Source organism: Citrobacter sedlakii (assembly GCF_018128425.1).
In the GTDB taxonomy this organism is placed as follows: domain Bacteria; phylum Pseudomonadota; class Gammaproteobacteria; order Enterobacterales; family Enterobacteriaceae; genus Citrobacter_A; species Citrobacter_A sedlakii.
Genome location: NZ_CP071070.1, coordinates 4311453 through 4324357 on the forward strand (window position 1 = coordinate 4311453; position 12905 = coordinate 4324357).

Below are 12905 nucleotides of genomic sequence, written 5' to 3' on the forward strand. Positions count from 1 at the left end.
CATTTCGTGAGCAGAGTAGATGTTCATAAATTTCATAACGATACAACAAGAAGCACACGCCTTGCCTCTGCTCTCCTTTTCAAACCTGCCCATCGCCGGGAAGCGCTGCTTCCTGAGTATCATAAAAGCCGATTCGCATCGTCCGCATAAACATGACGAATGCTTATCGAATGTTTAGAAATTAATCACGTTTCAGACGCAACGCATATTCGCCAGGCTCTGCGCCCAATTCACAAAAAACAGAACATGGCTGTGATCGATTTATCAAAATTGATGAGTTTTATCGCGAGGGTAAATAAATGCTATTTAGTATACAACTTCTAATAATATTAATATGTTTGTTTTATGGTGCCAGAAAGGGCGGTATCGCGCTGGGTTTGTTAGGCGGTATTGGCCTGGTCATTCTGGTGTTCGTTTTCCATCTCCAGCCGGGTAAACCGCCTGTCGATGTCATGCTGGTTATCATCGCCGTGGTCGCCGCCTCGGCAACGCTACAGGCTTCCGGCGGCCTGGACGTCATGTTGCAGATTGCTGAAAAGCTGCTGCGCCGCAACCCAAAATATGTCTCTATTGTCGCGCCGTTTGTGACCTGTACGCTGACCATTCTTTGCGGTACCGGCCACGTGGTGTACACCATTTTGCCGATCATCTACGACGTGGCGATCAAGAATAACATCCGCCCGGAACGCCCTATGGCCGCCAGCTCCATCGGCGCGCAGATGGGTATCATCGCCAGCCCGGTATCCGTAGCGGTGGTTTCGCTGGTCGCTATGCTGGGTAACTTCACCTTTAACGGTAAGCACCTGGAGTTCCTCGACCTGCTCTCCATCACCATTCCGTCCACCCTGCTGGGCATTCTGGCGATCGGGATTTTCAGCTGGTTCCGCGGTAAAGATCTGGACAAAGACGAAGATTTCCAGAAGTTCATCTCCGTACCCGAAAACCATCATTATGTGTATGGCGACACTGCCACGCTGCTGGACAAAAAACTGCCGAAAAGCAACTGGCTGGCGATGTGGATCTTCCTGGCGGCTATTGCTGTCGTCGCGCTGTTGGGCGCCTTCTCTGAGCTGCGTCCGGTGTTTAACGGAAAACCGCTGTCAATGGTGCTGGTCATTCAGATGTTCATGCTGCTGACCGGCGCGCTGATTATTATCCTGACGAAAACCAATCCCGCTTCAATCTCTAAAAACGAAGTCTTCCGCTCGGGTATGATCGCCATTGTGGCGGTGTACGGGATCGCGTGGATGGCGGAAACCATGTTCGGCGCGCACATGACCGAAATCGAAAGCGTGCTCGGTGAAATGGTGAAAGAGTATCCGTGGGCCTACGCCATTGTCCTGCTGCTGGTTTCCAAGTTTGTTAACTCGCAGGCGGCGGCGCTGGCGGCTATCGTTCCTCTGGCGCTGGCTATCGGCGTTGACCCGGCGTATATCGTAGCGTCTGCGCCGGCGTGCTACGGTTACTACATTCTGCCGACCTATCCAAGCGATCTGGCGGCGATTCAGTTCGACCGTTCCGGTACGACGCGCATTGGTCGCTTCGTCATTAACCACAGCTTTATTTTGCCAGGTTTGATTGGCGTCAGCGTTTCCTGCGTGTTTGGCTGGATCTTCGCCGCCATGTACGGATTCCTGTAAAGGTTCCCCCGTGCCGCTCCTTTTCGGGCGGCGCGGGATTAATAATATTCAGAAAAATCAACAGGCTGGAAGCACATGTCAAACAAAGAATTCTTTTATCAGGCGCCTTTCCCGATGGGGGAAGACAAAACAGAGTACTATCTGCTCACTTCCGACTACGTCAGCGTGAGCGAATTTGAAGGAGAATCTATCCTGAAGGTGGAACCGCAAGCCCTGACGCTGCTGGCGCAACAAGCCTTCCACGACGCCTCCTTCCTGCTCCGCCCTGAACACCAGCAACAAGTCGCCTCCATTCTTCACGACCCCGACGCCAGCGAAAACGATAAATACGTGGCGCTGCAATTCCTGAGAAACTCCGAAATCGCCGCTAAAGGCGTTCTGCCGACCTGCCAGGATACCGGTACCGCGATTATCGTCGGTAAAAAAGGCCAGCGTGTCTGGACCGGCGGCGGTGATGAAGCGGCGCTTTCCAAAGGCGTTTACAACACCTACATCGAAGACAACCTGCGCTATTCCCAGAACGCGGCGCTGGATATGTACAAAGAGGTGAACACCGGAACCAACCTGCCTGCGCAGATCGACCTGTATACCGTCGACGGCGACGAGTACAAATTCCTTTGCGTGGCTAAAGGCGGCGGTTCGGCCAACAAGACCTATCTTTACCAGGAAACCAAAGCGCTACTCACTCCGGGCAAGCTGAAAAACTTCCTTGTTGAGAAAATGCGCACGCTCGGCACTGCGGCCTGCCCGCCGTACCATATCGCTTTCGTCATTGGCGGTACCTCCGCTGAGAGCACACTGAAAACCGTGAAGCTCGCCAGCACGCATTATTACGACGGTCTGCCGACCGAAGGCAATGAGCACGGCCAGGCGTTCCGCGACACGCAGCTGGAGCAGGAACTGCTGGAAGAAGCGCAAAAACTCGGCCTCGGCGCGCAGTTTGGCGGGAAGTATTTCGCGCATGACATTCGCGTGATCCGCCTGCCGCGTCACGGCGCTTCCTGCCCGGTGGGAATGGGCGTCTCCTGTTCCGCTGACCGTAACATCAAAGCGAAAATCAACCGCGAAGGGATCTGGATTGAGAAACTGGAGCACAATCCGGGCCAGTACATTCCCGATGCCCTGCGCCAGGCGGGTGAAGGCGACGTGGTGAAAGTTGACCTTAACCGCCCAATGAAAGAGATCCTCGCCCAGCTTTCGCAGTACCCGGTCTCCACACGCCTGTCGCTGACCGGCACGATTATCGTGGGACGCGACATTGCCCACGCGAAGCTGAAAGAGCGCATTGAGTCTGGCGAAGGGCTGCCGCAATACATTAAAGATCATCCGATCTACTACGCGGGTCCGGCGAAAACCCCAACGGGCTACCCGTCCGGTTCATTAGGCCCAACCACCGCAGGCCGTATGGACTCCTATGTCGATCTGCTGCAGTCACACGGCGGTAGCATGATCATGCTGGCGAAAGGCAACCGCAGCCAGCAGGTGACGGACGCGTGCCATAAACACGGCGGCTTCTATCTGGGCAGCATCGGCGGCCCGGCGGCAGTGCTGGCGCAGCAGAGCATCAAACATCTGGAGTGCGTTGAATATCCGGAACTGGGTATGGAAGCAATCTGGAAGATCGACGTGGAAGACTTCCCGGCGTTTATCCTGGTAGATGACAAAGGCAACGATTTCTTCCAGCAGATCGTCAGCAAACAGTGCGCTAACTGCGCGAAGTAATCACAGCACCACGCCGGATGGCGGCTGCGTCTTATCCCTCCTGGACTCCCCTCCCCAGGCTGGATAAGCGCAGCGTCATCCGGCTTTCACTTTCCCATGCCGGCTGCGACAACGCATCCGGCAACGTTACGTGCAGAACTCCCCATTATCCCCGGCGAAACGTCATAACCAGAATCGGCAGCGCGAATACCAGCGTCAGGAGATTCGCCATGCTGACGGCCATGTCGTCTATTAACAATCCGTAAATCAGCCACATCACTAACCCACAGACAAACATCACGTACATTACGCCAGAAATGCCCTGCGTGTTGCGGGTAGCGATCACTTTTATCGACTGGGGTAAAAAAGAGAGCGTCGTCAGGCTTGCCGCCAGATAACCCACCCACGAAATCCATTCCATGATTACGCCTTCGCTTCGCCTGTCACGCTAACCGGAATTGCCGGTAGCTCGGGCTGCTCAACGGTGGTCGGCGTCCGCCGATATTTATCCAGCAGATGGATCTGGATCTTGCGCAGCATATCGCCGTTCAGATGATAAAAACGGAAGTAGAGAATCAGCGTCAGGACGAAAAACAGGGTTGGCAGCGCGATCATAATAAACTGCATTCCTTGTAGCGTTTCGGCAGACTGCGCGACGTTTGGCGCGTAGCCAATCAGCCCTAACACAATAGCGATAAAGAACGCCGCGAACGCGGAGCCGCCTTTTACCACCATGGTCTGTACCGAATAGGCAATGCTTTCGCAGCGAACGTGCAGCTTGTACTCGCCGTAGTCCACGGTATCCGCCACCATGATGACCTGTAGCACCCAAAAAAGCGCGGTGCCGATATTCATCAATACCCCAGCGAATACAATCAGCGCGGCATTATGGTATCCCGCCAGCGCCATTACCAGAAGCGCCGCGCAGCTCAGCACCGGTAAAACGGAAGCGCTTGCCCACAAAATTCGCCGTGACAGCAGTTTCACCAGTCGCGGGAAAAAGACCAACGTCAACAGGTTGGCGGCTCCGGCATAGGACATGTAATACGGAAACAGATCGGCATCGCCAATCACATAAGTGAAGTAGTAAATCGCAAAACCGTTGATGATGTTGGAGGCCACGTTATAAGCCAGCGCCATCCCCAGAAGGCAGGAGAGCTGATCGTTTTTATAAATCAGCGCGACGATGGCTTTTAAGGTCAGACGGCTGCCGTCGGCGTTCGCCGAGCTGTCGGAAGAATAAACCTCGTGTACGTTGCGCAGCGTAACGATCGTTGAAGCAATAAAAAACACAATCAGCACCAGCGTGAACATTTGAAAGCCAAATCCACGATCGGCGCCCCCCACATAATTGACAAACGGCAGCGTCACCCCGGCGGTGACAAACCCGGCGAGGCTGGCGAAAAAACGAGGGAATGGCACCAGTTGTTCGCGTTCGCGCTTGTCCAGAGTGATGGTTGGCACCAGCGACCAGAAGGGAATATCCATAATGGTATAGGTCATGCCCCACAAGATGTAGGTCATGCAAACAAACACTATCTGCGTTGTGCCTTCGAACAGGTGGGCGCTAAAAACCAGAAACAGCACCAGCGAGTTCGCCAGCGTGCCAATGAGGATCCACGGCTTAAACTTCCCCCAGCGCGTACGGGTGGCGTTGACGATCCACCCCATAATCGGGTCGTTGACCGCATCCCAGATCCGGGCGACCAAAAACAGCGTACCGATAAGCCCTACCGACAGTCCGACCACATCGGTGTAGTAATACATGAGGTACATGTAGACTATGCCAATCGCGAAATCCTTACCAAACGCCCCGAATCCATAACTGAGTTTTGTTGTCATTGATATGCTCATAGGGTACCGGGTCGCTGTTGCCAGCGCCCGCCTTCTGTAATGGGAAACGTCAGAGATAAAATGCCGGGGGCTTCCCCGGCGTCATGAACATTAACGATGTAGCCAGGCCGGTAACCAGTCGCCATGTGCGGCGATCAGGTCATCCACCAGCGCATAGATTTCCTCAATGCCCAACACGGCGGCGGTATGCGGATCCATCATCGCCGCGTGGTAAACGCGATCGCGGTTTTCCGTCAGTATCGCTTCAGTAAGCAGTGTCTGAACGTTGATATTGGTCTGCATCATCGCCGCCAGATGCGACGGGAGCATTCCGGCCTTCGTCGGCTGGATACCGTTGGCATCGACCAGACAGGCCACTTCGACACAACACCCCTGCGGCAGATTGTCGATAAGCCCGTCATTGCGTACGTTGCCGTAAATCACGCTCGGTTCGCCGGTCCACAGGGCGTTCATGATTGTGCTGGCATATTCACGCGACGGCTTAATCTCAATGCGATCCGCCGTTTTGTACTCCTCCAGCTCTTTATGCCAGTTCGCCAACTGCTCGACGCAGCGTTTCGGGTATTCATCCAGCGGCACGCTGTACCGCGCGATCAGATCTTCACGCCCTGGCTTGATAAACCACGGGGTATACTCTGCAAAATGCTCCGAGGATTCCGTTACGAAGTAGCCCAACTTTTTGAACATTTCGTAGCGCACGATGTTCTGACAGCGCGTATTACCGTGAATGTTTGGCTTCGGCGCCTGTCCGGCGTCATACGCCGCCAGCAATTCCGGATAAAGATTGACGTAGCGCCCCTCGGCGGTCTTTCGCTCCAGTTCCAGGTAAAACGCCATATGGTTAATGCCCGCGCAGCGATAGCGCAGCGAGGCCGGGTCGATATCCAGATCGCGCGCCAGCTCTTCCGCCGTACCCTGCACCGAATGACACAGCCCCACCTGCTTAATGTGCGGATAGCGAGCGTACATCGCCCAGGTATTCATCGCCATCGGGTTAACGTAGTTCAGCATGGTAGCGTCCGGGCATACCTCGGTCATATCCTCACAAATCCGCCAGAGATGCGGAATGGTACGCAGCGCCCGCATGATGCCGCCGGGGCCGAGTGTATCCGCGATCGTCTGCTCCAGCCCGTGGCGTTTACAGACTTCAAAATCGGTGACGGTACAGGGTTCATAACCGCCAATCTGGAACGCCACCACCACAAAGTCGGCATCCTGAAGCGCCGTTTTTTGATCGGTATGGCAGGTGATTTTTCCGGTTGCGCCCGCGGAATCCATCAGCTTGCGCACCACAATGTGGGACTCCTCAAGCCGTGTCGGATCGATATCCATCAGCGCGATATGGGCCGACTTCAGTGCCTGGCGATGAAAGACGTCGCCGAGGATATTTTTCACGAAAATCGTCGAACCGGCGCCGATAAAGGTAATTTTTGGTGCAGACATCATGACTCTCCAGATCGGTGTTGTACTGCACTCATCGTGGCATGCGATCCGCGGGAAAACCTCCGTCTTCTCCAATGAGCATTCCCGAAAACTCAGATCGCCCGCCGCCGGGCATCAGATCTGAGCTTTTGGGAGTAAATAGCCAGTAAAGCAGAGTATCCGGCCTGTTTCGCCGACTATTATTGTTGTTAGCGGACCGACTTGTGCGCCTGTTCGCGGTATCTTTGCGCAGCCGCAGGCATGATTCTGATGATTCAGGAAAGGGAGAAAGTATGAGTACCCAACCGATAGTGTTTCTTCCGCCCGATCCGCATATGTGCAATGGCGATGAAAAGCAAACCCGTAGCCCGCTGTCGCTCTATTCTGAATACCAGCGAATGGACATTGAGCTACGGCGGCCTCACGCTATGGCAGCCAGTCACTGGCACGGTCAGGTGGAAGTCAACGTGCCGTTCGACGGCGACGTGGAGTATTTAATTAACAACGAAGTGGTGCGGATAGAACAAGGCCACATTACCCTGTTCTGGGCCTGTACGCCCCATCAGCTTACCCGTCCCGGTGAATGCAAACAGATGGCGATTTTTAGTCTACCCATGCACCTGTTTCTTTCCTGGCCGCTGGACCGCGAACTGATCAACCACGTCACCCACGGAATGGTGGTGAAATCGCTGGTCAGCCAGCAGCTCAGCACATTCGAAGTGGTGCGTTGGCAACAGGAGGCCAACAGCCCTAATGAACAGATTCGCCAGTTGGCGATCGATGAAATCGGTCTGATGCTAAAGCGCTTCTGCCTTTCCGGCTGGCAGCCCGTCCTGCTTAATAAAACCTCGCGCACGCATGAAAATAGCGTCTCGCGCCATGCGCAGTTTTACGTCAGCCAGATGCTCAGCTTTATTGCCGATAACTACGATCAGGCGTTGACCATCAACGACGTGGCGGATCACGTGAAGCTCAACGCTAATTACGCGATGGGGATATTCCAGCGCGTCATGCAACTCACCCTGAAGCAATACATTACGGCGATGCGCATCAATCACGTGCGCGCGTTATTAAGTGACACCGACAAAACGATCCTTGACGTCGCGCTGACCGCCGGGTTCCGCTCAAGCAGCCGTTTTTACAGCACCTTCAATAAATACGTCGGCATGTCGCCGCAGCAGTACCGCAAACTGAGCCAACAGCGCCGCCAGACAGCAACCGGGTGAGGGGGCGCAAAAGACCGCCCGGTAATATCACTATCAGCCCCAAAAATAATCGACCTGTCGATAAAAACGCGCCAATAAACAGGATATTTCCCACATAACCCATTGATTAGTAATTTATTTATCGTAACACCCCTGCCCTTGACGCCCTCTTTACTCTCTGTTTTTCCGGGACAATACTTGCCCGCGTCACACATTCCTTCACTACCGGGTAAAGATGATGAAAGTATTAATTGTTGAAAGTGAATTTCTGCATCAGGACACCTGGGTGGGCAGCGCCGTGGAACGTCTGGCTGACGCCTTAAGTCGGCAAAATGTTACCGTCATTAAGTCCACGTCTTTCGACGACGGCTACGCCATCCTTTCTGCCAACGAAGCCATTGATTGCCTGATGTTCAGCTATCAGATGGAACACGCGGATGAACATCTCAACGTCAGGCAACTGATCGGTAAGCTTCATGAGCGCCAGCAAAACGTGCCCGTCTTTCTGTTGGGCGACAGAGAGAAAGCCACCGCATCGCTGGACCGCGACCTGCTGGAGCTTGTCGATGAGTTCGCCTGGATCCTTGAAGATACCGCCGACTTTATTGCCGGGCGCGCCGTGGCGGCGATGACCCGCTATCGTCAGCAACTGTTGCCGCCGCTGTTCAGCGCGCTGATGAAGTACAGCGACATTCATGAATACTCGTGGGCCGCCCCGGGCCACCAGGGCGGCGTGGGCTTTACCAAAACGCCTGCCGGTCGTTTCTATCATGACTTCTACGGCGAAAACCTGTTCCGCAGCGATATGGGCATTGAGCGTACCACGCTCGGTTCGCTGCTCGATCACACTGGCGCATTTGGCGAAAGCGAAAAATATGCCGCCCGCGTCTTTGGCGCAGACCGGTCATGGTCAGTGGTGGTCGGGACGTCCGGCTCCAATCGCACAATCATGCAGGCCTGTATGACCGACAATGATGTGGTGGTGATTGACCGTAACTGCCATAAATCCATCGAACAGGGGCTGATCCTGACCGGGGCGAAACCGGTTTATATGGTGCCAAGCCGCAACCGCTATGGCATTATCGGGCCAATTTATCCGCAGGAGATGCAGCCGGAAACGTTGCGGAAAAAAATCGACGCCAGTCCGCTGACCCGCGAAAAAACCGGGCGACAGCCCACCTACAGCGTAGTGACCAACTGTACCTATGACGGCGTTTGCTATAACGCGAAAGCGGCGCAGGATCTGCTGGCGCAAACCACTGACCGCATCCATTTCGACGAAGCCTGGTACGGCTATGCCCGCTTTAACCCAATTTACGCCGATCATTTCGCCCTGCGCGGCGAGCCGGGCGATCACAGCGGTCCTACCGTTTTCGCCACCCACTCCACTCACAAACTGCTGAACGCGCTTTCGCAGGCGTCGTATATTCATGTGCGTGAAGGGCGCGGCGCGGTGAATTTCTCCCGCTTTAACCAGGCGTACATGATGCATGCCACCACCTCGCCGCTGTACGCTATTTGCGCATCCAACGACGTGGCGGTTTCAATGATGGATGGCAACAGCGGCCTGTCGCTGACGCAGGAAGTGATCGATGAAGCGATAGATTTCCGTCAGGCGATGGCACGCCTGTACAAAGAGTACCGTGCCGACGGCGACTGGTTCTTCAAACCGTGGAATAAAGAGCAGGTTACCGATCCGCAAAGCGGGGAAACGTATGATTTTGCTGACGCGCCGGCGTCTTTACTGGCCACCGACCAGAACTGCTGGATAATGCGTCCGGGTGAAAGCTGGCATGGATTTACGGATTTACCGGATAACTGGAGCATGCTCGACCCGATCAAAGTCAGTATTCTCGCACCAGGTATGGGTGACGATGGCGAACTGGAAGAGACTGGGGTGCCTGCCGCGCTGGTTACCGCATGGCTGGGACGTCACGGCATCGTGCCGACCCGCACCACCGACTTCCAGATTATGTTTCTGTTCTCGATGGGGATCACCCGCGGGAAATGGGGCACGCTAATCAACACGCTGTGCTCGTTTAAACAGCATTATGACGCCAACACACCGCTGGCGCAGGTAATGCCGGAACAGGTGGAAGCGCATCCTGACGCTTATGCGAATATCGGGCTGCACGATCTGGGCGATCGGATGTTCGCCTGGCTGAAAGAGAATAACCCTGGTGCGCGCCTGAACGCGGCCTATTCCAGCCTGCCTGTTGCAGAAATGACGCCGCGTGACGCCTATAACGCCATTGTTAATGATGCAGTCGAAAGGGTGGCAATTGAGAATTTACCGGGGCGTATTGCCGCTAACTCGGTTATCCCTTACCCGCCAGGCATTCCCATGCTGCTTTCCGGGGAAAACTTTGGCGATGACAACAGTCCGCAGGTGGGGTATCTGCGCGCGCTACAGTCGTGGGATCGTCACTTCCCGGGCTTTGAACATGAAACGGAGGGGACGGAAATTATTGACGGTGTGTATCACGTCATGTGCGTGAAAGCCTGACGTCTGTTCCGACGACTGCGTCATGGCCCGGCCAGCGTGACGCAGCCAGATTTTGGCCAGAGGATGTGACAGCCTTTTCCTGAGTATTGTTGCAACATGAGCATTGTCATACCTTTTTGCGCGGGTCCCCCCGCGCTTTTTTTATCTCTCATTCCGGTTTCCACCCTCGTAAAAAATTCTGTACATAAGAATCATCTGCTGACGCTTGAAATAGAAAATAAAAAGATTATTTTAATGCAGGATTGGATTCATCATACAAATTTTACGGCTTCCGTTATCTCTCTCCATTGGCGGGATCGGGTATTTTATGTTCATATTTCAGGAGTTGGGGTATGAGACTTTGCAGCACAGAACCCTGCATCGTGGTGTTAACAGAAAAAGATGTTTGGCTGAGGGTAAATGGCAAAGAGGCGATAAATTTAAAAGCACATCATATGGCGCTTATCGCCTGCGAAAATAACATCATTGATATCTCATCGCTTAATAATGCACTTGTCGCGCATATAAGTCGCGATATCATTAAAGAATACCTGCGTTTTTTGAATAAAGATTTATCTCACGTCCCTCTCTGGCAGCGAAGCTCATCGCCAGTGTTAACCGCATTATGCGTAACGCCAGACGTTTTTCGGGTCGCGGCGGAACACAGCGTCCAGCATACCAACAGTCCCGGCGAAAACGAGCGCACCCGCTCTCTGCTGTTCACCGTACTGTCGCGCTTTCTCGACAGCAAAAAGTTTATGTCGCTATTAATGTTTATGCTGCGTGACCGAATCAGCGACAGCGTTTACCATATTATTGAAAGTGATATACATAAAGCGTGGAACCTCAGCCAGGTTGCCAGCTGTTTATGTCTGAGCCCCAGCCTGCTGAAGAAAAAATTAAAAAACGAAAATACCAGCTACAGCCAAATCATCACTACCTGCCGTATGCGCTATGCCGTTAATCAATTATTAATGGACGGTAAAAATATCTCTCAGGTTTCTGAACTGTGCGGATATAACAGCACATCCTATTTTATCTCGGTATTTAAAGAGTATTACGGCATGACGCCGTTGCATTATGTCAGCCAGTTTAAGAATCGCCCTGCGCCCTGACGCATTCCTGTTTTGTAATAAGCCACGATAATATCAGCATTAGCGATAAGCCTGTTCCGACATCATTCAGCGGCGCACTCCGGGCGTATTATACGACCTGATTTCACAGTCCTTTTCAGGAGTTGAATAATGTCTTCAGATGCTGATGCCCACAAAGTGGGCTTAATCCCCGTCACCCTTATGGTGTCGGGGAATATTATGGGATCAGGGGTTTTCCTGCTGCCAGCTAACCTCGCCGCCACCGGCGGGATTGCCATCTACGGATGGTTAGTGACCATTATCGACGCGCTGGCGCTGTCGATGGTTTACGCCAAAATGTCGGCATTAGACCCCAGTCCTGGCGGCTCTTACGCTTACGCACGACGCTGCTTCGGCCCTTTCCTCGGGTATCAGACCAACGTGCTGTACTGGCTGGCCTGCTGGATCGGCAATATTGCCATGGTAGTCATTGGCGTTGGTTATCTCAGCTACTTCTTCCCGATCCTGAAAGATCCGTTGGTGCTCACCCTGACCTGCGTGGCGGTGCTGTGGATTTTCGTTCTGCTGAATATCGTCGGGCCGAAAATGATCACCCGCGTACAGGCCGTCGCCACCGTGCTGGCGCTGGTGCCGATTGTTGGCATCGCCGTGTTCGGTTGGTTCTGGTTTCGCGGTGAAACCTATATGGCGGCGTGGAACGTTAGCGGCATGAACACCTTTGGCGCGATTCAAAGTACCCTGAACGTCACGCTGTGGTCGTTTATTGGGGTAGAAAGCGCCTCGGTAGCGGCGGGGGTAGTTAAAAACCCGCAACGCAACGTGCCGATCGCCACCATTGGCGGAGTGCTGATAGCCGCCGTCTGCTACGTGCTCTCAACCACCGCGATCATGGGGATGATCCCGAACGCCGCGCTGCGCGTTTCCGCCTCGCCGTTTGGCGACGCCGCCCGCATGGCGCTGGGGAATACCGCAGGCGCGATCGTTTCCTTCTGCGCCGCGGCAGGCTGTTTAGGTTCGCTCGGCGGCTGGACGCTGCTGGCCGGTCAGACGGCGAAAGCCGCCGCCGACGACGGCCTGTTCCCGCCCATTTTCGCCCGCGTCAACAAAGCCGGTACCCCGGTCGCCGGGCTGATCATCGTCGGGATCTTAATGACCCTGTTTCAGTTCAGTAGCATGTCGCCAAACGCCGCCAAAGAGTTTGGTCTGGTGTCCTCTGTCTCGGTGATCTTTACCCTGGTGCCGTATCTGTATACCTGCGCCGCACTGCTGCTGCTCGGTCACGGACACTTCGGCAAAGCGCGGCCAATCTACCTGCTCGTCACCTTCGTGGCATTTGTTTACTGCATCTGGGCGGTGGTTGGCTCCGGCGCGAAAGAGGTGATGTGGTCGTTTGTCACCTTAATGATCATTACTGCACTGTATGCCCTGAACTACAACCGCATCCATAAAAACCCGTATCCGCTGGATGCGCCAGTGAGCAAAAATTAGTTCGCCTGCCGGGAAA

General features: G+C 54.2%; 9 protein-coding genes. 6 read left to right on the top strand and 3 right to left on the bottom strand.

The annotated features are described in order from the left end of the window. Nucleotides 1-299: 299 nt before the first annotated feature. Nucleotides 300-1640, top strand: a complete 1341-nt coding sequence (gene dcuB / locus JY391_RS20455) for an anaerobic C4-dicarboxylate transporter (protein ID WP_205612958.1) — start codon at nucleotides 300-302, stop codon at nucleotides 1638-1640. A gap of 75 nt (nucleotides 1641-1715) precedes the next feature. Continuing rightward, nucleotides 1716-3362, top strand: a complete 1647-nt coding sequence (gene fumA / locus JY391_RS20460; protein WP_042291025.1) for a class I fumarate hydratase FumA — start codon at nucleotides 1716-1718, stop codon at nucleotides 3360-3362. 145 nt (nucleotides 3363-3507) lie between these two features. Here the strand turns inward: fumA and JY391_RS20465 are convergent, their stop codons facing one another. The 3 genes from JY391_RS20465 to melA all read right to left on the bottom strand — a co-directional run bounded on the left by JY391_RS20465 (nucleotide 3508) and on the right by melA (nucleotide 6641). Beyond that, nucleotides 3508-3762 carry a SemiSWEET transporter gene (locus JY391_RS20465; RefSeq protein ID WP_042291027.1) on the bottom strand — a complete coding sequence of 85 codons (255 nt, stop codon included), beginning with the start codon at nucleotides 3760-3762 and terminating at the stop codon, nucleotides 3508-3510. A 2-nt stretch (nucleotides 3763-3764) separates the two neighbouring features. Continuing rightward, nucleotides 3765-5195: a melibiose:sodium transporter MelB gene (gene melB / locus JY391_RS20470; protein ID WP_211934943.1), complete on the bottom strand. Its 1431-nt coding sequence runs from the start codon at nucleotides 5193-5195 to the stop codon at nucleotides 3765-3767. 90 nt (nucleotides 5196-5285) lie between these two features. After that, nucleotides 5286-6641 carry an alpha-galactosidase gene (melA, locus tag JY391_RS20475; RefSeq protein WP_084589030.1) on the bottom strand — a complete coding sequence of 452 codons (1356 nt, stop codon included), beginning with the start codon at nucleotides 6639-6641 and terminating at the stop codon, nucleotides 5286-5288. A 269-nt stretch (nucleotides 6642-6910) separates the two neighbouring features. On the opposite strand from melA, the gene melR reads away from it, so the two are divergent. The 4 genes from melR (at nucleotide 6911) to adiC (ending at nucleotide 12889) form a co-directional block, all read left to right on the top strand. Further along, nucleotides 6911-7843 (top strand): transcriptional regulator MelR, encoded by a 933-nt coding sequence (gene melR / locus JY391_RS20480; RefSeq protein WP_211934944.1) that lies wholly within the window; start codon nucleotides 6911-6913, stop codon nucleotides 7841-7843. Nucleotides 7844-8060: 217 nt separating this feature from the next. Beyond that, nucleotides 8061-10328, top strand: coding sequence for an arginine decarboxylase (gene adiA / locus JY391_RS20485; RefSeq protein ID WP_211935834.1), 2268 nt, complete (start codon nucleotides 8061-8063; stop codon nucleotides 10326-10328). A gap of 332 nt (nucleotides 10329-10660) precedes the next feature. Further along, nucleotides 10661-11422, top strand: coding sequence for an AraC family transcriptional regulator (locus JY391_RS20490; protein ID WP_042291041.1), 762 nt, complete (start codon nucleotides 10661-10663; stop codon nucleotides 11420-11422). 129 nt (nucleotides 11423-11551) lie between these two features. Then, nucleotides 11552-12889, top strand: coding sequence for an arginine/agmatine antiporter (gene adiC / locus JY391_RS20495; RefSeq protein WP_211934945.1), 1338 nt, complete (start codon nucleotides 11552-11554; stop codon nucleotides 12887-12889). The last annotated feature ends 16 nt before the right edge of the window (nucleotides 12890-12905 follow it).

What these genes read in the sequence shown, in the direction of transcription:
- melB (WP_211934943.1), bottom strand. Translation starts at nt 5,195, where the DNA reads ATGAGCATATCAATGACAACAAAACTCAGTTATGGATTCGGGGCGTTT.
- adiA (WP_211935834.1), top strand. Translation starts at nt 8,061, where the DNA reads ATGAAAGTATTAATTGTTGAAAGTGAATTTCTGCATCAGGACACCTGG.
- melR (WP_211934944.1), top strand. Translation starts at nt 6,911, where the DNA reads ATGAGTACCCAACCGATAGTGTTTCTTCCGCCCGATCCGCATATGTGC.
- JY391_RS20490 (WP_042291041.1), top strand. Translation starts at nt 10,661, where the DNA reads ATGAGACTTTGCAGCACAGAACCCTGCATCGTGGTGTTAACAGAAAAA.
- dcuB (WP_205612958.1), top strand. Translation starts at nt 300, where the DNA reads ATGCTATTTAGTATACAACTTCTAATAATATTAATATGTTTGTTTTAT.
- melA (WP_084589030.1), bottom strand. Translation starts at nt 6,641, where the DNA reads ATGATGTCTGCACCAAAAATTACCTTTATCGGCGCCGGTTCGACGATT.
- adiC (WP_211934945.1), top strand. Translation starts at nt 11,552, where the DNA reads ATGTCTTCAGATGCTGATGCCCACAAAGTGGGCTTAATCCCCGTCACC.
- JY391_RS20465 (WP_042291027.1), bottom strand. Translation starts at nt 3,762, where the DNA reads ATGGAATGGATTTCGTGGGTGGGTTATCTGGCGGCAAGCCTGACGACG.
- fumA (WP_042291025.1), top strand. Translation starts at nt 1,716, where the DNA reads ATGTCAAACAAAGAATTCTTTTATCAGGCGCCTTTCCCGATGGGGGAA.